The sequence below is a fragment of the Pirellulimonas nuda genome (assembly GCF_007750855.1).
Taxonomy (GTDB): domain Bacteria; phylum Planctomycetota; class Planctomycetia; order Pirellulales; family Lacipirellulaceae; genus Pirellulimonas; species Pirellulimonas nuda.
In genome coordinates, this window is sequence record NZ_CP036291.1 from 3,414,506 (window position 1) to 3,439,757 (window position 25,252).

The following is a 25,252-nucleotide window of genomic DNA, read 5'->3' on the forward strand; positions in this document are numbered from 1 at the left end:
CCCACCCCCCCCGCCCCCGCCCCCGTCCCCGTCCCCGTCCCCGCGCAAATCCAATCGACATGCCCGACGCGTCAACCCCCACGCTGACAGGATTCGCGCAAGACGACGGGGCGGCGGTCACGCCGCCGACGGGCGCGGCTCCGGTCTCTCCGGACGAGACGGTCGGCCACGTCACGTCCGTCGGTCCGGCTGCCCGCGCCACCGTCGCGGCGCCGACGGACCTAGTGATCGAGCCACGCAGCGGCTGGATCCCGGTCGATTTTGGCGAGTTGTGGCGCTTCCGGGAGCTGATGTTCTTCTTGGTGTGGCGCGACGTGAAGGTGCGTTACAAGCAGACGGTGCTGGGAGTCGCCTGGGCGGTGTTGGTGCCCATCTTTAGCGTCACGATCTTCACGGTGATCTTCGGGAACTTCGCCGGCCTCAAGAAAACGCTGCCCCCGGATTTGGTGCAGGCCTACCCGGTCTACGTCTACGCGGGCCTGCTGCCGTGGCTCTTCTTCTCAAACGCGGTGTCGCTGGGGGGGATGTCGCTGGTGAACCAGCAGCAACTGCTCACCAAGATTTACTTCCCGAGGCTATTCGTGCCGTCTGCGACAGTCACGGGCTCGCTGGTCGACATGGGACTCTCGTTCTGTGTTTTCGCCGCGATGATGGCGATCTACGGCGTGGCGCCTTCGCCGCTGATCGTGCTGCTGCCGTGCCTTGTGTTGCTGGTCTGGGCGGCCTCGCTGGGGATCGCCTACCTGCTGTCGGCGCTAACAGTGAGTTACCGAGATTTTCGGTTCGTGATCCCGTTCATGGTGCAGGCGTGGCAGTTCCTCAGCCCGGTGGTGTACCCGACGTCGATCATCCCCGAGCGATACCGCCTGCTGTATGCACTCAACCCACTCGCCGGGATCATTGAGGGCTTCCGCGGCGTGATCTTCGGGACGCCAATCCCTTGGGGGATGCTTGCGGTCTCCACCCTCTCCTCGCTCTTCCTGCTGGTGTTCGGGATGCTGTACTTCCGGAAGACGGAACGGCGGTTCGCCGACATCGCATAAGTTCTCACATAGACACTTATTGCACTCCAAACATACCGTCTCTCCACGCGTCGCAACTCCATGACCCAGCCCATCATCTCCGTCGAGAATCTCGGCAAGGCCTACCGGCTAGGACAGCGCGAGGAGAAGTACCCGACGTTTCGCGACGCACTGGTTGGGGCGGCGAAGGCGCCCTTAAGGCGGTTCCGCAATCTCAGCGGTGGGGGCGGCGAGGAGGAGCTATTCTGGGCGCTCAAAGACGTCTCGTTCGAGGTGCAGCAAGGGGAGGTCGTCGGCATCATCGGCCGCAACGGCGCCGGCAAGAGCACCCTACTGAAGGTCCTCAGCCGGATCACCGAGCCGACAACCGGCCGGGCAGTGCTGCGGGGCCGGGTCGCGTCGCTGCTGGAGGTCGGCACGGGGTTCCACCCCGAGCTTACCGGCCGCGAGAACATCTACTTGAACGGTTCGATCCTGGGGATGAAGAAGCGAGAGATCGACCGCAAGTTCGAAGAGATCGTGGCGTTCGCGGAGGTGGAAAGGTTCCTCGACACGCCGGTCAAGCGGTATTCGAGCGGCATGTACGTTCGCTTGGCCTTCGCGGTCGCGGCCCACTTGGATCCGGAGATCCTGATCGTTGATGAAGTGCTTGCGGTGGGGGACGCGCAGTTTCAAGAAAAGTGCCTGGGGAAAATGCAGGAGGTTTCCGAAGGAGGTGGTCGAACAGTGTTGTTTGTGAGTCACAACATGGCGGCCGTACGTCGGCTCTGCAACCGATGCATCGTCTTGACAGACGGCGAGATCGAAGTCGTGGGGCAGACCGCGGATGCGATCGACCGCTATTTAATGGGATCACAGCGCAATGCATCCAAAGCGGTAGCACGCTGCTCGGACCAAGGGAGCCGCGCAGCTATCCAGATTAGCGAAGTGAAAGTCTGCAATCAGCTCGGCGATCCAACGGCTCGTGTGCGATCAGGAGACGACGTCTACCTGTCGATAACAACCTCCAGTAGTAAGTCGCTAGATCAAGCCGAACTGATTACACGAATTACTGACGGCGCAGGCAATCTCACCACAACCCTCAACACCCGACTTACACTGCCATACCAAAGGATCGAAGAAGGCAAGACGACCTGGCAATGCCATATCCAACACCTCTACCTTACAGAAGGCGTCTACCACGTATCAGTTGCGGCGAAGGATGAGCTGAAAACTTGGGACAGCCAGGATTCCTGCGTGGAATTTGAGATTGAGGGGTCTGTCAACGAAAAGTTAGCAAAAAACCCAATGCGTCGATTCGGATTCCTCCTGCCTCCCCATGAGTGGAAGCTCGATATTTGCAACGACTCGACGGACTCCGATGGCGAAGTTTCTGGGCAGCAATTGTGCCAACCAAGGACCGAGCTATGAAATCAGTTCCAGACGTAGCGCTCGTCGGCGCCATGAAAGCGGGCACAACTACTCTTGCAAACATCATGAGCGGCCATCCGCGGCTTGCGGTTGCAAACGCAAATCAACCGGGAACGATAAGGAAAGAGCCAGGGTACTTTAGCCGAGACGATCGCTACGCAAAGGGGCCAGACTGGTACGAGTCGCATTTTGCGCATGCCCTGGACGGACAATTAACCGTTGACGCCTCAACGTGTTATAGCCGCAGCCGGCAGTTTCCCCACGCAATGCATCGTCTCCATCGGGCAAATCGGCGGGCGAAGCTAATCTACATACTGCGGCACCCCGTCGAACGCACCTACTCGCACTATTTACAGTACGCACGTCAGGCCTACTTTCGCGGTGACAACGTCCTCACGATAGGCGAATACCTGCAAGAGGATGCGACGGTTATCGCCGCGAGCTTCTACGATGATGAAATTCAGCATGTCCTGCGCCACTTCGGTCCTGACTCGCTACTCTGCCTTCGATTTGAAGACCTGCAAACGAAGCCACGCGTGGTTCTAGAGAGAATATCTCGACATCTTGACATTGAACCTTTTCAATTGGACGAAAGCATGCCATCACTCAACTCGCATGATAAGTCAATTGAACGTTTAGCTGAGTCGGAAGCGATGAATAGGCTTCTCAAGTCGCCGCTGGCGCAAGCGATCAAGCCGCTACTTCCGGAACTGCTTCGTCGTCACGCGCGGAATTCTTTTCGTCGACTCGTAGTAGGGAATCAGGTTGGTCGCCGTGCCACCAAGGACATTCAAGGGCATGCTAGCCCACTAGATTCTGAGACAAGGCATCTACTTCATGAGGTACTCGACCCTCACACGCTCCGACTGGGCGATATCTTGCAATGGGATGTCAGCAACTGGACTCTCAATACTAATCCTGGAGGAGAAGCAGACCCTCTAGTCGAGTCTAGCACCGTCCGATGAGTCCTTTTGCCCACATCATGCTGCTATGCTGGTTGCCTGCAATCTTGCTGGCTTCAGGCTACGTGAACGGGCAGAAGCTCGTGGTATTTGCCGTAGTGTTCGGGTGGCTGGCGCTCCCTAATGGGGGATATGATCTCGCTGGGCTGCCCGACTACACAAAGACGTCTGCTACCACACTGGCCCTGGTGCTTGTCGCCTTTTTGCTCGGCAATCAGCAAGTATCTGCACCTCGCTTCCAATGGTTTGACTTGCTGCCAATCGCCATTTGCGTGGCCCCTCTATTCTCCTCCATCTCAAACGGCTTAGGGCTGTATGATGGAGTATCCGCTATCCTTTTGACATCGTTCACCTACGGCTTTCCGTACGCCATCGGAAGGACACAACTCTGCAATCAGAACGGCCTGCGGATGCTCTGCATCGGTATCCTAGCAGGGAGCCTCATCTACGTTCCACTATGCCTCTTGGAGATGCGGTTAAGCCCTCAGTTGCACAATTGGATTTACGGCTACTCGCACCGCTGGAATGCCGGCGGGCATCGCTTGGGTGGCTGGCGTCCGATCGTCTTCTTGGATGGCGGGCTGCAACTTGCGATGTGGATGTCTACCGCGACGCTGATCGGAGGTTGGCTGTGGCGGAAGGGCGTTTGGCGATCATCATTCGGCATAGGGGCGGGCAAGTTGACGCTCACCTTGCTGGCGACAGCATTGCTCTGCAGGTCTGCCGGGGCGCTAGTGCTTCTATGCGGTGGCGCGTTGGTGCTCTGGGTCACTGATCTCAGCCGATCGAAAACTGCGCTCGCGGCGCTCCTGCTCATGCCACCCACTTACATGACGGTACGCACCATCGGCGAGTGGAGCTGGCAGCCAGCCGTAGAAGTTGCCAGAGCGCTCGGCGAAGACCGCGCCAATTCGCTGCGAGTGCGGTTTGAGAATGAAGACCTCCTCTTGCAGAAGGCGATCGAGAAGCCGCTATTTGGGTGGGGAGGGTGGGGCCGCAGTCGCGCGGTCGACGCCGACGGGAAGGATTGCATTACCGACGGCATGTGGATTATCCAGCTCGGCGAGCATGGGTTTTTTGGGCTCATCAGTACCTTTGCACTCTTTATACTTCCGCTTGCAATGATGCTCTGGAACTACCCAAGCAAGAGGCTTTGCGATCCTGAACTTGCCGCCCCATTGGTCTTATCAGTCTCAATGATTCTGATCTCCATCGACAACCTGATGAATGACATGCCGAATCCAGTTTACATCGTTGGAATTGGTGCCGTGGTTGGCTTCGCCGCTGGAGGAAGACGGCAGTCACACGTCACCGTCGATGAGACCCAACGAAGGCTGGACCATGGCGCCATATTGCCGCGGAGCCTCTCCTATTCGACCAAGTGATAGGGCGTAAACGCAAACGGGGCAAGTACAGTCCACCGATCTCAAGCTAAACGTGATTCTCCTCAGGGTTTCGGGAGAAGATCGGCGAGAAACCGGTTGGTCTGCTCGTCCAAGCGTTTTGAGAACGCCAGTAATCGTCCGCTAGCGCGAATCGAATGGCCCAGCAGAACAGATGTAGGCCAGATCGAAGCTAGCTACAGCATCGCAAAATACACATTTCCTTCCGTACGATGTATGAGTCTTAGATGCCTTCAGCTTTACACGATCGAATCCTCCGACGAGCGATAAGGCCCAACCGTGTCGGGCGTTCCATTTCCTCCCTTAGCTTGCTTGCGGGGTGGGAGTCCCTCAGCCGGTTCACATCCAGATATTCTGGGTACACTCCTGATATTGTCCGGCTGGAGCAAGTTGTTCCGACGTCGAATGCTGCAGGCACTTCAAAACTAGTAATGAGTTCCTCGGATGGCAATGACCACGTCGTCCGCAAGTTGTGGAGGTTCGGCACAGATGCGTTTGAGGCTCCGCTACCAAGCGTCTTTCGAATGCTAGTGCGTGATGCGTCATCGGTTTTCATTGTTGGAGCCAACTCGGGCTTCTACGCGCTGCAAGCAGCTAGCGCGTCGCTAAACGCCGAGGTTCACGCATTCGAACCCTATCCTCCCGCGTTTGGACTTCTGAGTAGAAACATCGGGCTCAATGATTTGACAGACCGGATCACCACTTGGCCGATTGCTTTAGGTGATCGCGAGTGCACCAGCGAATTATTGGTGCCCGAACCTCGATTCGGTAGTGTAATGGAAACTTCTGCGAGTCTCGCTGCGGACTTCAACCAGAACGTCGGCGAGCGGATTGAGGTGCCAGTAACGACTGTTGACGCATTCGCCGCAGAAAGAAAATGCGGTCCGTCGGTGCTTCTCATTGACGTCGAAGGATTTGAATTGCAAGTGATCCGCGGCGCCGTAAACACACTCCGAGAATCAAAGCCCTACCTGATCGTCGAGGTGTTCGCTGATCGTGTCACCGATGTCGATGAACTCGACGACATAAGAAAGTCCGCGCACTATGAGTGCTGGGAGCTTGGGAAGAAGACTCTAACGCGACGTAGCAGCGTGGCGGCCTGCACTTCACATCCGAATCAGATTTGGGTGCCGGAGTCGAGTCGCAGGGAATTCGTGCGGATTATTGAATCAATCGAGGTGCTTTCGTGCCGAGAGAATTGTGGCTAAGTTGTCACATTGTGGGACGCGAATGCCCATTGCCCCCAGTTCTAGTACGATCCTGTCATGCGTAGGCCTTTACGTCTAACTTGGGTACTCAGCAGGGGCAATCTCTCTGGCGGCACCAAGTCGAATCGTCTCATTGCAGAAGCCATGGTGCGGCGGGGACACGATGTCACCCTTGTCCATTCCACGGCCGGCAAGCAATGGCCGTCGATATACCGGGTGCGGAGCCTCTATCGTCGAGTCGCAAGCGAAATAAGAAACGCTACGGTCAACCGCGTGCACCATCTGGAGCAGTCTACGGCCAGGCTGTTGCCAGTTCGGTCACGGCCTATTCGCGCAGAACACGTGCCTGACGCGGACTTTGTTTTTGCCACTTGGTGGGAAACTAGAGAGTGGATCGATTCCTGGCCGGCGAGCAAGGGGAGAAAAGCCTACTTTATTCGCCACCATGAGCTTCACGGAGGCCCCCTAGATCGCGTTCGGGCAACCTACCGAATGCCCGGCGCCAAGTTTGTGATAGCGCGATGGCTTCAAAGACTGATGGCCGAGGAGTACGGCGATCCAGCAAGCGTTCTGATACCAAATGGAGTTGATCGTTCACAATTCAGCGCTCCGCCAAGGGATAGACAGAGAGTTCCGACGGTGGGATTTATGTATGGGCAGGGATGGAAAGGCGGTGAGACGGCCGTTGAGGCTTTGCGATTCGTTCAGCAACGCTTCAAAGACTTGCGAGTCGTTGCAATGACTCCGTCACATCAAATCAAGCACCTGAGGAGCCTTGTCAACTGTGTCATACACTATCGCCCAGCTCAAAATCTGATTCCCACGCTGTATCGGCAGGCCGACTGTTGGCTACTTCCATCTACCACAGAAGGATTCGGAATGCCTGGCCTTGAGGCGGCGGCTTGTCGATGCCCAATAGTTTCAACTCGTTGCGGCGGTCCCGAAGACTATGTGATAGATGGAGTCACAGGACACCTTGTTCCTGTGGGCGATCCGAAAGCAATGTGCGATGCTCTTTGCCGGATCTTATCGTTGGACAATGCCGCTTGGAGACAGATGAGTGAAGCGAGCTATGACCGTTCGCGGCAATTCGACTGGGACCATTCGGCGCAATTGCTTGAAGAGGCGTTGTTTAGTCGACTGTACGAGCGCTCGGCACTAGATCCTTAAGCCCCTTCGGCTGAACACGATCAACAGCGATCGACTGGATATCATCGAAGCTGCGCTACGCCGGGCGCATCGACTTAGGCAGGTTCGATGGAACTGGGCGGCTTTTCTCCCTTTCCACGAACCCATTTGTACACGTCGTTGACCTTCAATGCTTTGACCGCCCATGTAAATTCGGTGCGCGCCTTCCTCATTCCTGCGATTGCCATGTTCTCCAGACAGCTTGGATCATCGCACAAATGAGTTAATCGGACACGCAATTGCTCGACGATGGCTCGGCGTTCGCCGATATCCAGCCCAAATGCGGTATCTCGATCAATAAGTTCCGCGGGACCGCCATAGTTGACTACGATCGGCACGCATCCCATCGCCATCGCTTCCAAGACTACCCCGCCTCCGAATTCCCGGACGCTTGGAAACGAGAGAACATCGGCATCCCTCAGGTACTCAAACACGCGCTCATGAGGGACATTACCAACTAGCCTTACGGCACCTTGCTGCTCCAGCTTCGCTACCTTTTCTTCAAGCATAGGGCGCTGAGGTCCTTCGCCGACAATCGTTAATTCGGCTCGGCCAGTGTTCAACAGGTCCCAAGCCGCGTCGATTACCATGTCCGCCCCCTTGTAGGGGACGAGTCGCCCGAGAAATAGCATCCGCAATGGCCGACCGGCGGCTCGTCGGAGTGATTGGGGAAAACGACCAGGATCGATGGCGTTCTCAGGAATGTAAAAGGCCTTATGATGGTACTGGGATGGGATCTGCGCCAGCGTATCTCGGGATGCGACGATGAGCGCCGAACTATGGCGAAGCGTTGAGCTATGGTAAGGCATCAATTTATAGGCTTGTCTCAGCGGCGCCAGCCATTCCTTCTCTTGTTTCCGCTCTTCTTGAAACCACTTGGGCCACGGCACGCCGCCATTCAAGGGGCCCAACACAAATGGAACACCGGCCGATTTGCAATCCGATGCCAGACGGGATGGTATAGTCGGACTCAACGGAGTCAGCCGGTGCACGATATCGAACTCGCCCGCCTTGATGCGTTCGCAAAACTTTCGCCAAACAAGGTGCTCAAAATAGTAGTAGCCAATCGACTTCAGAGCGGTCACGGTCGTCCAGCCTTTTCCCTTACCTCCGCGAAGAAGTTGCGTGACTTTATGGAGAGGTCGTGCTACCGGCTCCGAATCGATGATCGTTAACTCCTCGTTGCTTAGACACTGCGAGGCACGTATTGCGGACTCATTTCGCACCTGTGTCACCAGATGCACATCCGCAACCTCGCGTAATGCCATGGCGTGGCACCAGCCAACGAGAGGTACGCTTGTCCACTGTGGGTTCGCTGCTTCGGCAATAAGCAAGACGCGCATAACAGGCCATCAAAATTTGCAGCGTATTCCGGAGCCTTACGAATCGCGCCAGAGTGAAAGTTCGTGAACGGAAACTAGGTTCGGCAGGGCTCGGCAGTTGCCGACCTTCTTATTCAGAAGTACGAGGACGCAGCGGTAGTAGCTGAGCAACGAAGCGACGCATTCTGCAACCCAACGGCGGGCCGGCTCTTCGCGCGATCGTTTCTCGCTCAGCTCCCGACCACGCGTCTTTAGGTGGACGCGATCGCCACGCCGCTTGAACCGGCTCCGACTTGCGTGTCAGTCATCCCCCATTTCTGTGCAAATGCTCCCGGCTCGTACAGATAGCAGCGGGCTCCGCAGCGTGTGCGTCTGAAGGTCTCGAGCAGCAGCCGATCGCCAAACCAACCGCATTCCTCTTTGAGACCCTCATACAACCGTCCAGATAGACCGCGAACCGCTACAGATCAAGGCTCCGGCGATATTGTGTTAGGGGTTCTTAGTCGGGTGCGGATTGATCGCTTGTCCGCCAGTTTGCTGAGCTGATCGAGTTCTTGCCGCTTTCTCCCCCCCACACTTCGGCGACTTGGTAATTGACCAGCCAAGGCTCTGCAAGTTCAAGTCGACCTTTTGCGGGCCCAACTATGGTAGGTGGGCACCCTAAGGCGTGTGCGGGTGACTGGGTTACAGCGGTTCGATCGCCCGCCAGACCGCGTCCGGCATCCGCCAGCACGATCCCCGAGACTCCCTCTGCATCGCCGTTACCCGCATGCCCAGGAGAGGAACCAACAGCGCGGAAATAGGTACGCATGGGAGCAATCAAGCGGTTCGGATCGTAAACAGGATTAGTCCTTCGTCGGACGAGCACCGAGGCTGAGATCCGCCCCCCCTGGTCGGGGGTGCCCGACTGTCATTGCACGTTGTGCAAACAGGATTCCGCCGACTCTTGCGGGCTTCGTTTCTCTACTTTCGGATCATCGTACTTGCGGGAGTGTGCGAATTTGCTAGGATAACCGCTAAATTGGGCAAATTACAGCCGACCTTGCCGCCCGCTTGCACAAATCCCGCCCGCTTCCACTCGGTCGAACCCGCTGATATTGCGAGGTGGCATATGCTTTCACTGGCAGCGTCCCTTTTTCAGATTCCGCTCATCCTAAGCCTGCTAGTTCATCCATCGACTGGCCTGATTTCAGCGGCCATCGGTTTTGTCAGTGCTGGGATCAACGCTACGGGGCCGCCAGGCGAACAATCCGATAGCGGAGCATCGCCTCGAATACGGAAACTCTTCAAAGAGAAGCACCTCATGTCCATCCGAGATCTGGTCACGCGATTTGCACAAGGAGTGATCGCCGATTCCGGCACTTCGACTAACTCGAGACGCCGACCGACCAGATCGTATCGTAGCTCCTTCCGGTTCGAGCACCTGGAATGCCGCCAGCTGATGGCCGTAACCACAGACGTCGATGGCTGGACCGTGGTCTCGCCGTCGGCCGACTCCAGAGTGATTTACGTCAGCAGCAGCTTAGGGAATGATGCAAACGATGGCCTCAGCGAAGCTACACCAAAGGCGACTGTGTCGGCCGGCACCGCGCTAATGCGAGACGGCTATCCAGATCACTTGCTGTTTAAGCGTGGAGATGTTTGGACAAATGAGAACCTGGGTAGCATTTCAAGCGGACGAAGCGCCGAAGAGCCCAAACTGATCGGCGCCTATGGCTCAGGGGAAAGGCCAGTATTCTTGGCAGACCCATCCAGGGAATTCTCAAATAACATCAAAACGAAGCAGTATATTGCCATAATTGGACTCCACATGGAGCCTAATGACCGTGAGCATAATGATTTCGGAAAATACGGTCTCCGATTCGCTGTGGAAGGGAACGGCAACTTCCTCGTCGAAGACAACTATATCGGAGGTTTTGCCTACAACCTTAGCTTTGTCATTCCTGCGACCGACGTCGATGCTTGGGGCGGGCTCGTGATACGGCGGAACGTCATCGCCGATGCCTGGAGCGCCACATCTCACTCTCAAGGGCTATTCATCAGCCGCGCTCAAAGCGTTCTGTTAGAGGAGAACGTTTTCGACCACAACGGTTGGCACAAAGACTATGCAACCGGATCCGGAATCGTGACGGAGGCGGAGCCGACCATTTTCAACCATAACGTCTACATCTCCGAAAGAACTCGCGACATCACCATACGCGGTAACATCTTCTCTCGCGGCTCAAGCATGGGCACGAAGATGGATGTCGATGCTGGCACCCACACAATTGAGAATAATCTCTACGTCGGCAACGGCATGATCGCTCAGTTCGGAGAGGGCTCCGACGACCTAAGTGAAGAAGTCGATGGCAACATTTTCTATATCAGCAACAATGTCATGGTGGAAGGCACGGCCCGTGCTCAGCCGAACGGACTTGGTGCCGTATTTCAAAACATCGTCGGGGGATACTTTCAGGACAACTTCATTGGACAACGAGGTACCGAAGGTGGCGACGGCGGGTATGCGTTGGCATTCTTGGACCTGACGGACGGGCGAGGTATTAACAACTTTGCGATCGACAGCAACATCATTCACGACTGGCGAGCGCCGACAAGATTGGATGACCCCGAAGCAAGAGCAAAAGATGGCAGGGACGATACGCAGCACTCGGTCAGTGGAAATACATTCAGCAACAATATGCTGATTGAAGACAGCTCGTCCGCGAGCCCTCTTCTTGAGACCGACTGGACTTCAACTGACGAAGCCACCTACGGAAGCAATACTTACTATCGCTCAGGTGCGACGTCAGACGCGTTGCTGACAACGGATAGTTCCGGAGTATCGACCGGAGATTGGCAGGCCACGTACGAGCCAGATGCTGTTTTCGAAAAGCCTAGCTTCGTAGATCCTGCTCGAACGACTGTCAGCTACGCTGCGACGCTTGGGCTAACAAGCTTCGACGCCCTTGCGAATCAATGGAAGCTGCAATCGCGGGAGACATGGAATGCAAATTTAAAAGCGGCTGCCATTAACGAATACATTCGCAGCGGATTTGAAGTAGATGAGGTCGGAGTCAGTCCGCTACCCAATCCACAGCTTGACACTCCCGAGCCAAATGGCGAAGAAGCTGGCTCGGATTCTGCTCTGCCAACTCTGCACGACGACGCGTCGCAACAAACAACTCAATACCCAACGCAGAACCAGAGTCAAGTACAACAAGGCCTTCGACAACAGCGAGCCTGGACTCAGCACCAGGGAGTCCTTTCGCAGGATGAAGAGCCTCTCACTGAGCCTTGGCATGCAGGTTCTCATGGCCTTGACGAGCCCGTGGCGACTGCTCTCTATGGCTTCGTCTATGCTTCTTCGATGGAAGATGATGATGAGGTGGAGGAAGACGAATTCGAGGTCCCGCTTGGCATTAGTGCTGTCGAGCTCGCCTTTTCAGAACTCTAGACGAGGCACGCTCGTGGCCAGCGTGGTGGCAACGACCGGGACGTTTGGGCATACCTCAGGGACGTGGTGAGCGGACGGTGAAACCCACAGCGACCGCGGCGTCGCCGGCCCCAGCTTCCGGCGCCACGCATAGAATGACGCGACCGACACCCCCTCTGCCAAGCAGAAATCGGCCGTGCTCTGCTCCGAACGGCTGTGACGCGTCAAACGCTCACGCCACAACTCCGCTCGCTCCGGACCGGTGCTCCGCGCCATCGCTAACTCCTGCTGACCTCTCGGGGAATCGATCCCGGTAGGCTAGCAGGGGCGTCAACCGTGGTTGTGGTGGGCGCTTACCATAGAATGACGCGGCCGACACCCCCTCCGCCGCACAGAACCCGGCCGTGCTCTGCTCTGAACGGCTGTGACGCGTCAAACGTTACCGCCACAACTCCGGTCGCTCCGGATCACTGCTCCGCGCCATCGCTACCTCCTGCTGACCTCTCGGGGCATCAATCACGGTAGGCTACAGGGGCGTCAACGTGGTTGTGGTTGGCGCTTACGCCCGACGCCAGGCGTAGTACGCGCTGCGGCTCACGCCCAGGACGCCGCAGGCCTCCAGCGCCGACGCGGCGTTGGCGGCGACGATCGCTTCCATGGCGGCGTAGACCTCCGTTATTCGCTGCGGCCGAAAATAATCAACGCTTTTTTTTAGCACGTCCCGCTCACGCTCGACCTCCAGCTCATGGACACGCGTCTCCAAGGCGCCCGCCACAGGCCCGCTCTCGGCGAGCAGCTCACGCTTCCAGCGGTACAGCACGTTAGCGTGCGACACCCCCAGACGCTCGGCTACCGAACTAGCCTTGTGACCGTCCAGCAGCATCTGCACCGCTTCCTGCTTGAACTCCGGAGTGAATACGCGGCGTCCCGACTTTGCGGGCTGTGGCTTCTTGCGTGGCATGGCGGCAATCCTTTCGCCGGCCATTCTAAGCTCCTCACCTGTCCGTCAATTCCGCTCCACCTCAGCAGGCCACAACGGGCTGCAAGCGAAGTCTTCAAGTGTGGTTCTGTTGAGCGTTTACATTGATTGCAACAAAATCAGTTATTCCGAGATGCGACGAACTCTCTGACTCTACAAGACGCGTGCGCCATGGTGTTTTCAAGATCCCAAAAGTCTGATATCCATGGCTCTTGAGAACGACTCGCATCTCTTCGAAGTCAGAGTTCCATCCCTTAGTATGTTCGAATACGACCAACCTGGGGATCTTCGAGGCAAATGCAGGAATTAGCGACCGAATAACTTGAGGCTCGTGCCCCTCTACGTCAATCTTAATCAGAGAGGGCCATTTCTTGAGCTTGGTTCTCTTCAGCAGTTCTGAAGCCGTAATGACCTCGACCACTTCCGCTGACCACTCGTCAGCTCCAGATCGCTCCTTAACACCTTGACAATCAAATCTGGCCCTACCCCGATTTCCCTTAGGAATCATCAATGATAACTTACCTCCCTGATCGCTGATGCCAACTCTATGGACTTCGGTTTGCGACTTTGCAAGCCTGCGAAGATTCTTGCCGAGCACATCCGCCAATGCAGATTGAGGCTCGATCGCTACAACATGAAGTCTTGGATTGGACCTTAGCATCTGGTAGGAAGTGGTGCCAGCGTTGGCGCCAATATCCCAAAACACGTCGTCTTCTCTAGTCGAGCGCGATAAGATTTCGGACACTTCCGGATCAAAGCTTTGCAGCATGCAAAAATGGCGACCGACAAGATCGGACGCATCGATTGCGATGTCCTCATCATTCCAATGCAAGAGGACCCACTGTTGATGACGCGTCCACCGGTGATTTGAGAGCAGATCTAGCAGCCGATGTCGCCCGTGTTTTATTGGGAGCGATCGAAGAAACAGACTTAAGAGCCTATCATATGCGGAAGGAGCCCATTGCTTGAGTTGAGTCACTGCAGTTCAGGCCTTCAAATTGGGAGCTTCAGTGTAGACTGACGCCCGGCATGCCAATCTCGATTAGTTGTCCGACGTAGCTGGGGTAGCCACTTGAGGCAGTCGCTCAATTCTTGGATCGAGTTTGTGAATCCAAAGCCAATTGTTACATGCCTTGTCAGGCATAGGAGAATCTACAGAGACAAGTGACAAATGGTAGCGCAAGCCGCGTCGTCGTGTAGAAAGCCAGAACCCCTGGAAACCAAGGTCGGTCAAGTAGGACGCAATCTCTGCTTGGCTCGACTGTGCCCTTTGCAGATGCCTCTCAACACACTCCAACACTATTATAGGCGTATTCTCCACAAGCATGTCTCGAGATCCCCGCAACACCTCCATTTCCAATCCCTCAACATCAATCTTGATGACCATCGACTGAGACTCGCTTGCGTCTACAATATCAGGAAGACGACGAACATCGACCTTTATGGCTGCGGTCACGGAGGACCGGTCAGTGAGCGGCACATTCGCAAGTGTTCCCGATCCAGTGTGATTATCGAAGACACTAAGTGTTAGATTTCCAGTGTTACTGCCTACAGCGACGGGATGAATACTTACGAAACTGTTCAAGCTGTTTTGCTCAATCGTGGCCTGTAAACGGTTCACACATGTAGGATTTGGTTCAATAGAATGCACTTTCCCTCCGTGGCCTACGATCGACGCGGCCAAGAGTGATAGCATTCCGTAGTTGGCACCAACATCGATGAACGTGTCACCTCGCCTCAGTGCGGCTAGCAAGGCGAGTTGCGTATCCAGTTCGTAATATCGACCGAGAAAAAATGTCAGCCGATCAGACCAATTGGATAGGTCTAAATCCATCTGGTAGCCGTGCCACTTTCCCCGCATAGTGACGACCCGCGCGTCTTTCCATCGCTTATTCGTACGATCTCGCCCAACGCCGGCAATTGTGCAAAGTTTGCCCCAGCCCGGGCATTCAATGCGAGTCAGAGGCAAGATCAGGAACGGCAATATTGGCGTTGACACGCTTGAACTCTCCGATTAGCTGTAATTTCCTATCCTATCCCAGCCAGGTCTTCGCGACACGGTGTCAAGGACCGCCCGAATGAAGACGGCACCGCCTTCTAACGATTCATGGAAGCTCAGGTTAGGTGGATCTTGCTATAACAGCGCCCCACTGCTGGCGCCACGCCTCCGAGACGTAACTGTTCCATACGTCAACCGCATTCCGACTGATGCGAAGCCGTTCTTTCTCGTCCAACATGTACCGCTTGCACTTGCTGCCGAGGTCTTCTAAGTCCCAACGAACTGGCACGTAAGTTTCATAAGGAAGGTAGATATTCGGATTAGTTTCGATGTGACTCATGTCTGGCTTTAATAGCATCGCACCGCAAAGAACAGCCTCAAAGTCGCGCCAGCAGACTTCTCCGTAACCGAACGGGCTAAAGCACATCTTGCTGGCTCTCAGCTCGCGCAAGAATGTTACGCGTGGCACGCGGGTCGTTTCTATTAACGCGTTGGGTAACTGCAGCGCTTGCACAGCATCAAGGCAACGTCGGCGCATGTGTCCGTACCAAGTGGAAGCAGTGTCGGGAACATGCATGCGGCAGTGTAGGCCAATCAGTCGATCGTGATTCTCGTGGTGCTTTCTGCTAAGTTCTCTTATCAGTCGAGAGCTCGTCGCAAAATTCCACCCGACGTAGAGCTTCTTGTCGATGAGTGACTGGTCGACACCCGCCCCACGCGGAGGTAGCAGCTTCGGATCCCACTGTGCCTCATATTCTACGAGGTTTGTGTCACACATTCCCGTAGCGTACGAAGATCTGTCGATGAGCGCTTGCTTCTTTACGTACAAGTCAACAAAATCAAAGATGTACGGGTTGGGCAGGTGAAGCGGCGCAAACCAGTCCAGGTATATGACGCGCGCCTCGGGGCGAACCGCTCGCACCTGATCGATCAGTCGGACGGTCTCGTCCTTGGGTGTGTTCCACTTTGTCTGTAAGAGTACTGTGTCGAAGGGCAACTTCTTCCAATAGCAACACGGAAGGGCGCTTTCACGCTTGACTTCCCACACTTTATCACCAATGGAACCGGCCCGGCCATCAAAGATCGGATCGACTTGCGCGCCGGGTATTTGACCTCTTTCCGAGAACACCAGGAATCGTCCGGCTGGACGGGGAAGAACGTGCAGCAATGCTTCGTCCCGTAGAGTCCGTACTGCCCTGGATAGCCGAACTTTCATGAATTGATTGCTTCCTGCCATATGGACTAATATGCCAAACGGGATTAGCGGTGCCTCGTCGCTTAAGCCAATCTGATACCTTGGGATTGCATGAGAGACTTACTCCGGGCTCTTCCTGTTAAACTCGCGTCCGGTGTCCTTGCTTGGAAGGCGTGCCGATCGCGTGCTGGCTGTATTCAATCAACTGCGTGCGGGAACCGCGCAGGCGATTCCATGAGTATTGGAGCGATCCAAGCGTTTGGGGCCACTTGGCCAGCACGCAGGCCGTTGAATAGAGCAAGGCCGATGCCCACGGATCGCGATGCCGGCGCATCCGGCTAGCACTGGTTTTTGCAATCAGCAGCACGTAGGCGAGCGCCGTGGCGATCAGCGATGCGCCACCGGTAAAGGGCCAGACGGCAAAGGCGATGAACGGCAGCAGCGCCCAAAACCAGATGCTCACGAGCTTCCGCCAGCGGTGCCGTTCGGTGAGCGATCCGTGCAGCGCGGCGACCTCCGCGTAGGCGTGCCCGCCGCGGACGGTCCGCCTCCACCATTGGCGGAATGTCGACATGCGAATGTCGTGGTAGGTCATCTCAGAATCGAGGCGCCAAATCTTCCAGCCGTTCTTGCGCAGGCGTGTGCAAAGCTCCGGCTCTTCGCCGGCGATTAGGGTCTCGCGATAGCCGCCAACCTCCTCGAAAGCGTCCCGACGAAAGAGGGCGTCGCCCCCACAGGAGTGGGTCTCGCCGGCGAGCGTTTCCCACTCCATTTCAGTAAGCCGATGGTAGACGTTGAGGTGCGGATGGGTCTCGCGTCGGCGGCCACAGACGACGGCCGCCTGCGGCTTAGAGTTTAGAAAGGCCAAGCCGGCTCGCATCCAGCCGCCAATCACTTCACAGTCGCCATCGACGAACTGCACAAACTTCACATTGGGGGCAAGCTGCTGCAAACGCCTGAACCCGGCGTTGCGCGCCCGAGCCGCAGTAAAGCCGCCCCGCGTGTCGAGCTGTACGGCGTCGACGCCTAGCGCTTGGGCGACCGCGAGGCTATTGTCGCTAGAGCCCGAGTCGACGTAAACCACGTGGTCCAGATCTCGCACCAGCGACTCCAAGCAGGCCCGGAGCCGTTCACCCTCGTTGCGGCCAATGGCGATGGCCCCCACTTTCGTTCTGATGTCTTGGGCGGCAGTCAAGCCATCGCCTCCTGTCGCATTGCGTCGGCGAGCAGGGAGGCGCTCAAGCCTGGCCGCCACTCGAGCGGATGGCGGCTCACGACTTCTCGGAACCGCTCGCACGAGAGCGGCGACGAGAGCCAACCACCGAGCACACGGAGGTCATCGTCGAAGGCCTTGAGAAGGCGTGCCTCGGTCTCGGGGCGGAGCTCGGGTTTGGCGGGCAGCCTCCAGAGCGACTTAACGCGATCACGCACTCTCTTCGGAACGAGCGTCCTGCGTAGCCAGGAAATGCCGGGGGCGTGTACGACGGCGTCTCGCAGTCGGCTGGTCCGCAGCCGCTCGTTTGAGCGGTTTTGGGCGGCGACTTCATCATTCCAGGCGGGTTTCTGTCCAAGACCGAGGAAGTCGGTGATCCGCTCAAGCTCTCCCTGCGGCGTCACCTTCAGCCGCTCGAAGAACACCGGAAGCACCTGGCATGGGCCGAACGCTTCCAGGTAGGGCGCCAGCTGGCGGGCATAGCGACCGTAGTCGATCAACCCGGGAAAGGCGTCGATCGCGTCGTCGATTGAGAGGTTGACGTTGCGGACCGACCACTCGTGCATGTATTGCGAAACGAGGCGATCGACCGGATGCCGCATCACGTAGATGAGCTTCAGACGCGGAAATGCCGCGTGCATCCGTTCCACCGTAGCGGGATACGTCGGAAGCTTCGTGTAGTGCGTGCTGGATTCCCCGCGCAGGTCCCCGGGCCGCGCGTCGTCGAACAGGCCGCGGTACCAGTTTTCTCCGCGTGCGTAGACCTCGTCGTCGGAGAAGTAGCAAGGCTCCTTGGGCGTGCACATGAAGACGCCCGGCTGCGCAGCGAGCTGCTCGTGCAGTGTGGATGTCATGCACTTCATCGCGCCAATGACGATGAAGTCAGGACCGCACTCGGTTGCTTTTTGGGGCTCGGTGGTCATCTCAAGACTGGCGATCCGACGGTTTGTGGGGCTTCATCGGTGACCACGCGTTCGTCCAGATGTCCCGCCATTCGGCACGGCAGACGCTGCTTGGTCGGTTACCGACGAGCTCGCGGGCGAGCGAGATCGTCCGGCCGCCGTGCCACAGCGCATTGGCGATCCACAGGCGGTGGCGGCCGTAGAACTTGGCGTAGTAACGGTTGCGTGAGAGGTACCAGTAGCGGGGCCGTCGCTCGCGCTTGGCGGCGAGTGATTTCAACGGGTTGCTCCGCCCACGCAAGTGCACCACGCGGGCGTCTGGGTAGTGTACCACACGCCACCCCGCTTGCCGGGCAAGTCGGCAGTAGTCGGCGTCGTCGAAGTAGAGGTAGTAGCCCTCGTCGAGCAAGCCGCAAGCTTGGAAGACCTCACAGCGGATTAGGGCGCACGCGAAGCTGATCCACTCGGCGTCGTGCGGCGCGTCTGCGATCGGTAGGGCGCCGTGCCCTCTCCGGAAGCAGCGGCTGACCGGGCCGGTCGCTGCCGAGTGAATGAACTCGTGCAGCGGCGTGAAATCGAGAAACGCGCTGGTCTGGGGCGTGCCATCAGGCCACTCGAGCCGCGGCCCGAGGATACCCACGTCGGGTCGCGCGTCGAGGGCCGAGCAGAGGGCACGCAAGGCCCCTGGCCGGACGATCGTGTCGGCGTTGAGCAGCATGAGGTACTCGGGCGGCGTCTCAGAGGCCATCGCCGGACCCAGGATCACGTTGTTGCCCCCAGCAAATCCACGATTGGGGGAGACCGCCACGACCGACGCCCAATCACCCCATCCGTTCTCGTCGATCGCGTGGTTCAGTTGTGTAACCGACTCCGGGCCTGTTCCGTTCTCGCAGACCTGAACGCGCGCGTCCGGCACTTCCCCAACCTGGGGTGCGATCGATCGCAGGCAGTCGATCGCGAGATCCGCCGACCGGTAGCACACGATCACAACCAACAGTTTCGTGGGGCCCACTCGGCTATGCTCCCCGATCGCGGGCGGGCTCATCGGGGCATTGGTAGTAGTCGGCGACCTGGTCCCAAGCCTCACTTTCGCACCAATCTAGCGTACCGTCGTCGGCCGGCATTGTGTTGATGCGGACGCGCGGCTCTGAGAAGTCGATCTGATCGGCGAGTTCAAGGCCACACGGCAAAGAAAGCCGCGTCCCGATCTCCTTCGCGAATCGAGTTGCGAACGCCCCCTGGCTCTCGACGTAGCCGCTCGGGTTGCGGGTCGAGTAGCCAGAGTCTTCCGGCAACCCGCCGACGAACGTCGCGTAGGCCTTTGCAAGCAGCGAGACGTGGACGTTGTCGCGCACGTAGGCCGGCGTCTGTACACGGGCAACCTCCCCCGCCTGCCAGCACCGCATCAGGTAGGCCGTAAACCGCGGCTCTTCGAGCGGCCCGAACGGGTTCGAGATCACGAACTTGCCGAGCGCCATCCGGTGTTGCTCGGCAAAGAATCGGAAAGTCGACGCCGTAAGCGCCTTGGAGAGCCCGTAGGGGCTGAAGCTCCCCATCGGCTCGCTCCCGGCGCCCTCGTGCTCTTCGAAGACGCTGCCTGTGATCACGATCCGTCGGCACCCCGACTCGACCAATGCGCGGATAACCGTGTTGAGATTGCGCGTGTTGTGCTGCAGGGCAGTGGCGTAGTCGAACTCTGGGCTCTTGTAGTCGGTGACCTCGGCCCCGTGATGGCAGAGGACATCTGGCCGGAAGTCGCGGATCAGATCCACCATCGTCGCGTCGCCGAACCGGCAGCCGAACAACAGCCGGCAGGCGTCGGGGAGCATCGTTATGCGCCGCCCCCGCAGCCCCTCGTAACTGTCGGCGGACGGGCGGGTCATCGTGGCGCAGACCTCGTGCCCGGCCTCCACCAGTGCGCGGACAAACCAGCTTCCCGTGAACGAGCTAGCGCCTGTCAGGACGATCTTCATGCATGCAAGAGGGGAGAGTTTGCTCGGACGGAATCGGTAGGCGCCCGGTCGCAAACCGGACAGCAGCCGCATACGGGCTCAGTTTAACCACTGCGTCCTGGCCGGCCATACGGAAATTAGCCGCACTTGCACGGCTCCTCGACCTGATAATTTCTCGAAACTGTCGCCCTCAGCGGCCGCGGCCGATCGGACAGGAGAACACGACCTAAGCGATCGATTCAGGCCAGTGGTAGCCGGGATCGAAATCCGGCGCGCCGGCGTCCTTTTCTGAGAGCGAAACGGGCCGCCTCGGCCACTCGATTGCAAACCTGGGGTCGTCCCAGCGAACGATCCGTTCGGATTCGGGCGCGTAGAACTGGTCAACTAAGTACAGCGCTTCGGCGTCGGCCGAGAGCGTCAAGAAGCCGTGAGCAAATCCGTGCGGCACGTACATCATCAGCCGGTTGTCGGCGGAAAGCTCGGCTCCGAACCACTTCCCGTGTGTGGGGGAGTGGGGGCGAAGATCAACGATGCAATCCCAGAGCGAGCCGCGGACACACCGCACGAGCTTCGTTTCCGCGTTCGGCGGGAGCTGATAATGCAGGCCCCGCAGCGTGCCGGGCGTGGCGGTCAGTGAGTTGTTGGCCTGCACGTATTCGGTCACGAGCCCGTGGGCGGAGAACTCCCGCTCGCAGAAAATCCGGGCGAAAAACCCACGCTGGTCCCCGCGGAGTTCGGGCTCAATCAGGAACGCACCGTCGAGTTCGGTAGGGTGAAACAGCACGCCGACAGCTCCTCTCAAGGCATGGGAATCGAGCGACCGCCGAAGCCGCCCGTGAACGCGCCGCTGCGCATGATTCGATTCTCGGGGTCAAGACGCCCCGGCGGTAGCCGCTGGCTGTAGCTTGCCGAGGGTCTTGCGTAGGGACCGGAGACGGACGAACTGCTCCCCTTCGAAATCGTCTCGGCTAAAGCCCTTGCTGACCATGTGGGCGTGGAGCTCGCGCATCCCGCGCTCTAGGTCGTACTCGAGTCGAAACGTCGGGAGCAGCTGACCCAGCTTGTCGAACTTAACCCGGTAGTTTCGCGGGTCTTCGCCTACCTCGCCGGTGTAAGCCACCTCGGCCGTCGGGATCAGGTTCTGCACCATGTCGCCGACGTCACGAACCTGATAGTTGGCGTCGTTGCCGCCGATATTGACGGCCTGGTTGTGGATCACCTCAGCCGGAGCTTCGACGAACGCCAAGAAAGCCCGTGCGATGTCGCGACAGTGGATTAAGGGCCGCCAAGGTGAGCCGTCCGACTGGATCCGGATCTCGCCGAAGGCCAGCGCCGAAGCGAGTAAGTTATTCACCACCAAGTCGATCCGCAGCATCGGCGAGTCGCCGTACGCGGTGGCGTTGCGGAGGTAGGCCGGGGTAAAGCCGTCGCCCGCTAGCTCCCCAACGAGCCGCTCGGTGTCGATCTTGCTCTGGGCGTACGCGGTTATTGGATTGAGCGGATCAGTCTCCGAAAGATCGAGCTTCTCGCCAGCCCCGTAGACTGAACACGACCCCGAAAACAAGTACCGCTGCACCCCAGCGCGTTTGGCTCGGCGAGCCAGTTCCACCGAGGCGTCACGATTGACCCGCAGCGTGAGTTCCGGGTCGAGCTGGCCCATGGGATCGTTGCTGATCGCAGCAAGGTGGCAAATCGCGTCCAGCCCCTCCAATTGTGATTCCGTGAGCTGGCTGACGTCACATCGCAGCTCTCGGTCGGGCTGAACCAGCGGCTCCCACTGGCAGCCAGCAAACAGCCCGAGGTCGCAGCCGACCACCTGGTGCCCGGCGGCCTTGAGCACATCGACGAGGTGCGCGCCGATATAACCGAGGTGACCGGTGACAAGTACATTCGCCATCAAGAGGTCCTGGGGCTAACTTCGGGGGTGCGGGGCTATCGGGTCGAGTACTCAAACGTGGTTGCCACCGGCGTGTCTCGTCGAACTCGGCTGCCTCAAGCCGTCGCTGGAGACGGACCGGCGGGCGGCTCGCAATAATCGCCCTTCGAGGCTCTCGCCCAGGGGGATCCTCCGGGCGCCGCTCTGGAAGACGCCCTGGTTGCGCTGCGGTCTTCAAGCATAGCAAGCGGTTTGCGGTAGTGCACCGCTTGCCACCGGTTTTCGCCGGCACGGGAGTGTTGGCACGCTCAGAAGCCCTGTTTGGAAGATCCGGAATATGCCAGTTTGGCGTAACAAGAAACGGGCGGAGTAACTCCGGCTACATCATCCGGCCTCTAAGAAAGCCCATAGAAGGCGAGCATTGCGCGACGCTCAAGTTTGTCCATCCCACCGATGTGGCCCCGCGTGAGGCGTTTTTCGCCGGGCCGAATTCGGGCGGCATGCCTCTCCAGGACACAACCGCAAAAACTACCCATACAGTGAAGTTGGCCCGGCAAATTCTCAATATAAAAAACTTCCGGCCGTGCCGCGGGGCGCCCGCAAAATCCTCACCGAGTCGCGGGCCAATGCCCCAGATACGTGCCCAAACTGCTTGATGCATCCTGCGCCGCGGTTATCATCGGGGTCGGGTACAAGGCTGTCCGCCCCCGTGCGCCAAGTGCCTCCCCGGCCTGACACACGCATGCCCCGCCGGGAGCGATCCCCCCTCCCTTTCCTCCTCCGCCCTTGAGTGAGTGACGTGCCCGACTCCCGCCGCTACCTGCTGATCACCCCGTGCCGCGACGAGGCAGATTATATCCGCCGCACGCTCGCGTCGGTCGCCAGCCAGACGACGCTCCCTGCGAAATGGGTCATCGTCGACGACGGCTCCACCGACGCGACTCCTCAAATCCTGACCGAAGCCGCGGCGGCGTACTCCTTCATCCAGGTCATCCGGTTCGAGCCGGGACGCCCGCGGAGCGTCGGGCCCGGCGTCATTCAAGCGTTCAACGAAGGGCTCGCCGCGGTCAACCTCGACCAGTACGACTACGTCTGCAAGCTCGACGCCGACCTGGAGTTCGGGCCGCGGTACTTCGAGCGGCTCATGGAGGTGTTCGAAGCCGACCCGTGGCTGGGGACCTGCTCGGGCAAGACCTACCTAAACGACAAGCACGGCGAACGCGAAGAGCACATCGGTGACGAGAACTCGCACGGCTGCGCGAAGTTCTACCGCACCGAGTGCTTCCGCGAGATCGGCGGCTTTGTTCCCTACCTCGGCTGGGATGGAATCGACGGCCACAAATGCCGCTTGCAGGGCTGGAAAGCCACCTCCCTGTACGACCCTGAGCTGAAGATCCTCCACCTGCGGCGGATGGGCTCCAGCCACCTCGGGTTCTGGCACGGTCGCAAACGGTGGGGCCGCTACAAGCACTTCATCGGGTCGTCCTGGTACTACGTGCTGGCGGCCAGCGTGTTCCGCATGCGGGAGATCCCGTACGTGGTTAGCGGCCTGGGGATCATGGTGGGCTACCTGCAGGCGGTCCTCAGCGGCGCCGAGCGTTACGAGGACGTCGCGTGCCGCGAGGAGATCCGCCGGTTTGAAAGAGACTGCCTCCTACGCAGAAAGTCGCGGACTCTGGCCGACTACCACACTCGGATCGAACAGGCCCACCCGGAACGACTCGCGATGCACCAGCGCCGCCGGCGGCCGCTCGAAAGACCCGCGCTCGCCGACGCTTGAGGCGCGGGCCGGCGGTCGAGGAAACGGCCTGCACCTAGCTTGCTCACCGGGCGGCCTCGACCCCCATCGCTTCCTCCGCGACCGTTGCCGACCCAGCCCCACGGAGTTTATCGCGGTAGCGGTCCAGCAGCGGGTCCAGGCAGGTGCGTACGTTGAAGCGCTGGAGCACGTGCGCACGTCCGGCCGCGCCGAGCCGCTCGCGGAGCACGGCGTCCTGCTGCAACTTCTCGAGCGCCGCTGCTAGTTGCTGGGCGTCCTCGGCCTCGACCAGCAGACCTGTCTCCCCGTCCAACACAAGATCGGGGATGCCAACCAGCCGGGTCGAGACGACCGGGATCTCGCAGGCCATCGCTTCCATGAGCGTTTGAGGAAGCCCATCGACATCCTGGTCCGCGGCCCACACGCAGGGGAGACAGAAGACGTCGCCCCAATGGTAGAACGAGGGGAGGTCTTCTTGCGCGACCGCCTTACCCGTAATCGCGACGTGCTCGGCCAGCCCCAGCTCTTGGACGAACGTTTGCAGCTGGGCCGCGAGCGGCCCAGAACCACCGATGACGCACTCAATCTCGACGCCGCGATCGAGCAGCAACCGGCACGCCTCCAGCATGTACCGGTAGCCCTTCTTCTCGACCAGCCGGCTCACGCTGACGATTTTAAACGGACCGCCGCGTCCCGTCTTTCGCTCCGGGACAAAGTGAGTTGTGTCGATGCCGCAGTAGGCGATGAACAGCTGTTCGGGGCGCGCTCCTTGTGCGAGGAAGAACTCCCGGTGGAACTCCGAGATGCAGACGATAAATTCGGCTCGCCGGATCTTGTCGCCCAGGGCCACACGGTCGCGGAACAGGTCGCACGCGTGGCCCGTAAAGCTGAAGGGCTTGCCCAGCAGCCAAGCGCCATACATTCCGATCGTTGCGCCCGAGTGGGCCCATTGGGAATGGAGGTGCGTCATCTCGGAGCGGCGCAGCGACCGTGCCCAGTGGCACGCCACCAGAAAATGGGCGATCCCGGCTAGTCGACCCCGCAGGCTCTCCCGCTCTCCGGTCAGGGCGTTCCAGCCCGCCGCGAAACAGCGCGTCCCAAATATGAACGGCGCCAACACCGCCGACCAGATTACCGGCAACAGCGGCAGCGGGTACAAGTAGTGCGTCTGCCGGCTGATCTCATTCGCCCAATCCGAGGTGTGGAACAGCCGTCCCGGCCGGCGCATCGCGTGCAGCCGATAGGGGATCCCTGCCCGATCGAGCTGCCGCAGCTCGTTCGCTACCGTAGCGTTGCCAACGCCATCGGTGGTGATGTAGTGAATCATGGCAGGCCTTCGGGCGTGGGTCCGAGTCGCCAACGGATGAGCAGTTGTCCGACAAGCCGTCCAGCACGAACCGTGCAGAACATTGGTGAGGAGCGTATCGACCCAGGTTCGCGTTGGCTAGTT

21 protein-coding genes are annotated in these 25,252 nt (G+C 58.8%); 8 read left to right on the top strand and 13 right to left on the bottom strand.

Annotated features, from left to right (window positions below):
• Positions 1-59: 59 nt before the first annotated feature.
• From Pla175_RS13420 to Pla175_RS27110, 6 genes are all read left to right on the top strand, one after another.
• The gene (locus tag Pla175_RS13420; RefSeq protein WP_145285648.1) at positions 60-1,043 is read left to right on the top strand and encodes an ABC transporter permease; all 984 of its coding nucleotides are present in this window, start codon (positions 60-62) and stop codon (positions 1,041-1,043) included.
• A gap of 60 nt (positions 1,044-1,103) precedes the next feature.
• Positions 1,104-2,432 carry an ABC transporter ATP-binding protein gene (locus Pla175_RS26010; RefSeq protein WP_197526793.1) on the top strand — a complete coding sequence of 443 codons (1,329 nt, stop codon included), beginning with the start codon at positions 1,104-1,106 and terminating at the stop codon, positions 2,430-2,432.
• Positions 2,429-3,397 (top strand): sulfotransferase family protein, encoded by a 969-nt coding sequence (locus Pla175_RS13430; protein ID WP_145285651.1) that lies wholly within the window; start codon positions 2,429-2,431, stop codon positions 3,395-3,397. Before Pla175_RS26010 ends, Pla175_RS13430 begins: the two co-directional genes overlap by 4 nt.
• On the top strand, positions 3,394-4,779 hold the full coding sequence (locus Pla175_RS13435) for an O-antigen ligase domain-containing protein (protein ID WP_145285656.1): 1,386 nt from the start codon (positions 3,394-3,396) through the stop codon (positions 4,777-4,779). The genes Pla175_RS13430 and Pla175_RS13435 overlap by 4 nt, the downstream gene beginning before the upstream one ends.
• 542 nt (positions 4,780-5,321) lie before the next feature.
• A complete protein-coding gene (locus tag Pla175_RS13440; RefSeq protein WP_197526794.1) occupies positions 5,322-6,005 on the top strand; it encodes an FkbM family methyltransferase in 684 nt (227 codons plus the stop codon).
• A gap of 492 nt (positions 6,006-6,497) precedes the next feature.
• On the top strand, positions 6,498-7,175 hold the full coding sequence (locus Pla175_RS27110) for a glycosyltransferase family 4 protein (protein ID WP_391527836.1): 678 nt from the start codon (positions 6,498-6,500) through the stop codon (positions 7,173-7,175).
• Positions 7,176-7,249: 74 nt separating this feature from the next.
• Here the strand turns inward: Pla175_RS27110 and Pla175_RS13450 are convergent, their stop codons facing one another.
• The gene (locus tag Pla175_RS13450; protein ID WP_231953886.1) at positions 7,250-8,278 is read right to left on the bottom strand and encodes a glycosyltransferase family 4 protein; all 1,029 of its coding nucleotides are present in this window, start codon (positions 8,276-8,278) and stop codon (positions 7,250-7,252) included.
• A gap of 1,678 nt (positions 8,279-9,956) precedes the next feature.
• On the opposite strand from Pla175_RS13450, the gene Pla175_RS13455 reads away from it, so the two are divergent.
• Positions 9,957-11,948: a right-handed parallel beta-helix repeat-containing protein gene (locus tag Pla175_RS13455; protein ID WP_197526797.1), complete on the top strand. Its 1,992-nt coding sequence runs from the start codon at positions 9,957-9,959 to the stop codon at positions 11,946-11,948.
• On the opposite strand, the gene tnpA is transcribed toward Pla175_RS13455, so the two are convergent.
• The 11 genes from tnpA to Pla175_RS13505 all read right to left on the bottom strand — a co-directional run bounded on the left by tnpA (position 11,937) and on the right by Pla175_RS13505 (position 22,064).
• Entirely contained in the window at positions 11,937-12,203 is a 267-nt protein-coding gene (tnpA, locus tag Pla175_RS27115; protein ID WP_391527837.1) for an IS66 family insertion sequence element accessory protein TnpA, read from the bottom strand. The genes Pla175_RS13455 and tnpA overlap by 12 nt on opposite strands.
• A 283-nt stretch (positions 12,204-12,486) precedes the next feature.
• Positions 12,487-12,888: a transposase gene (locus Pla175_RS26545; RefSeq protein WP_231953887.1), complete on the bottom strand. Its 402-nt coding sequence runs from the start codon at positions 12,886-12,888 to the stop codon at positions 12,487-12,489.
• A 94-nt stretch (positions 12,889-12,982) separates the two neighbouring features.
• Complete coding sequence (locus Pla175_RS13465) at positions 12,983-13,738, bottom strand: FkbM family methyltransferase (RefSeq protein WP_145285675.1); 756 nt, start codon at positions 13,736-13,738, stop codon at positions 12,983-12,985.
• 210 nt (positions 13,739-13,948) lie between these two features.
• On the bottom strand, positions 13,949-14,740 hold the full coding sequence (locus tag Pla175_RS13470; protein ID WP_197526798.1) for an FkbM family methyltransferase: 792 nt from the start codon (positions 14,738-14,740) through the stop codon (positions 13,949-13,951).
• 286 nt (positions 14,741-15,026) lie between these two features.
• Positions 15,027-16,073, bottom strand: coding sequence for a glycosyltransferase (locus Pla175_RS13475; protein ID WP_197526799.1), 1,047 nt, complete (start codon positions 16,071-16,073; stop codon positions 15,027-15,029).
• Between the two features lie 166 nt (positions 16,074-16,239).
• Complete coding sequence (locus Pla175_RS13480; protein WP_261342832.1) at positions 16,240-17,265, bottom strand: glycosyltransferase; 1,026 nt, start codon at positions 17,263-17,265, stop codon at positions 16,240-16,242.
• A gap of 26 nt (positions 17,266-17,291) precedes the next feature.
• Positions 17,292-18,236, bottom strand: coding sequence for a sulfotransferase family protein (locus Pla175_RS13485; protein ID WP_391527838.1), 945 nt, complete (start codon positions 18,234-18,236; stop codon positions 17,292-17,294).
• Between the two features lies 1 nt (position 18,237).
• The gene (locus Pla175_RS13490; protein ID WP_197526801.1) at positions 18,238-19,227 is read right to left on the bottom strand and encodes a glycosyltransferase family 2 protein; all 990 of its coding nucleotides are present in this window, start codon (positions 19,225-19,227) and stop codon (positions 18,238-18,240) included.
• A gap of 4 nt (positions 19,228-19,231) precedes the next feature.
• Positions 19,232-20,188 (bottom strand): NAD-dependent epimerase/dehydratase family protein, encoded by a 957-nt coding sequence (locus tag Pla175_RS13495; protein ID WP_145285689.1) that lies wholly within the window; start codon positions 20,186-20,188, stop codon positions 19,232-19,234.
• 205 nt (positions 20,189-20,393) lie between these two features.
• Positions 20,394-20,951 (bottom strand): dTDP-4-dehydrorhamnose 3,5-epimerase, encoded by a 558-nt coding sequence (rfbC, locus tag Pla175_RS13500; protein ID WP_145285692.1) that lies wholly within the window; start codon positions 20,949-20,951, stop codon positions 20,394-20,396.
• An 87-nt stretch (positions 20,952-21,038) separates the two neighbouring features.
• Positions 21,039-22,064: an NAD-dependent epimerase/dehydratase family protein gene (locus Pla175_RS13505; RefSeq protein WP_145285695.1), complete on the bottom strand. Its 1,026-nt coding sequence runs from the start codon at positions 22,062-22,064 to the stop codon at positions 21,039-21,041.
• Between the two features lie 778 nt (positions 22,065-22,842).
• Here Pla175_RS13505 and Pla175_RS13510 point away from each other — a divergent pair.
• A complete protein-coding gene (locus Pla175_RS13510; RefSeq protein WP_197526802.1) occupies positions 22,843-23,823 on the top strand; it encodes a glycosyltransferase in 981 nt (326 codons plus the stop codon).
• 43 nt (positions 23,824-23,866) lie between these two features.
• Here Pla175_RS13510 and Pla175_RS13515 read toward each other — a convergent pair whose 3' ends face one another.
• Positions 23,867-25,129: a glycosyltransferase family 4 protein gene (locus Pla175_RS13515; RefSeq protein WP_145285701.1), complete on the bottom strand. Its 1,263-nt coding sequence runs from the start codon at positions 25,127-25,129 to the stop codon at positions 23,867-23,869.
• Between the last annotated feature and the right edge of the window lie 123 nt (positions 25,130-25,252).

Coding starts and splice junctions, on each gene's coding strand:
- tnpA (WP_391527837.1), bottom strand. CDS start 12,203: ATGGCGCGGAGCACCGGTCCGGAGCGAGCGGAGTTGTGGCGTGAGCGT.
- Pla175_RS26010 (WP_197526793.1), top strand. CDS start 1,104: ATGACCCAGCCCATCATCTCCGTCGAGAATCTCGGCAAGGCCTACCGG.
- Pla175_RS13470 (WP_197526798.1), bottom strand. CDS start 14,740: ATGGATTTAGACCTATCCAATTGGTCTGATCGGCTGACATTTTTTCTC.
- Pla175_RS13440 (WP_197526794.1), top strand. CDS start 5,322: ATGCTAGTGCGTGATGCGTCATCGGTTTTCATTGTTGGAGCCAACTCG.
- Pla175_RS13435 (WP_145285656.1), top strand. CDS start 3,394: ATGAGTCCTTTTGCCCACATCATGCTGCTATGCTGGTTGCCTGCAATC.
- Pla175_RS13420 (WP_145285648.1), top strand. CDS start 60: ATGCCCGACGCGTCAACCCCCACGCTGACAGGATTCGCGCAAGACGAC.
- Pla175_RS27110 (WP_391527836.1), top strand. CDS start 6,498: ATGCCCGGCGCCAAGTTTGTGATAGCGCGATGGCTTCAAAGACTGATG.
- Pla175_RS13430 (WP_145285651.1), top strand. CDS start 2,429: ATGAAATCAGTTCCAGACGTAGCGCTCGTCGGCGCCATGAAAGCGGGC.
- Pla175_RS13455 (WP_197526797.1), top strand. CDS start 9,957: ATGGCCGTAACCACAGACGTCGATGGCTGGACCGTGGTCTCGCCGTCG.
- Pla175_RS13485 (WP_391527838.1), bottom strand. CDS start 18,236: ATGACCACCGAGCCCCAAAAAGCAACCGAGTGCGGTCCTGACTTCATC.
- Pla175_RS13515 (WP_145285701.1), bottom strand. CDS start 25,129: ATGATTCACTACATCACCACCGATGGCGTTGGCAACGCTACGGTAGCG.
- Pla175_RS13495 (WP_145285689.1), bottom strand. CDS start 20,188: ATGAAGATCGTCCTGACAGGCGCTAGCTCGTTCACGGGAAGCTGGTTT.
- Pla175_RS13505 (WP_145285695.1), bottom strand. CDS start 22,064: ATGGCGAATGTACTTGTCACCGGTCACCTCGGTTATATCGGCGCGCAC.
- Pla175_RS26545 (WP_231953887.1), bottom strand. CDS start 12,888: ATGCCACGCAAGAAGCCACAGCCCGCAAAGTCGGGACGCCGCGTATTC.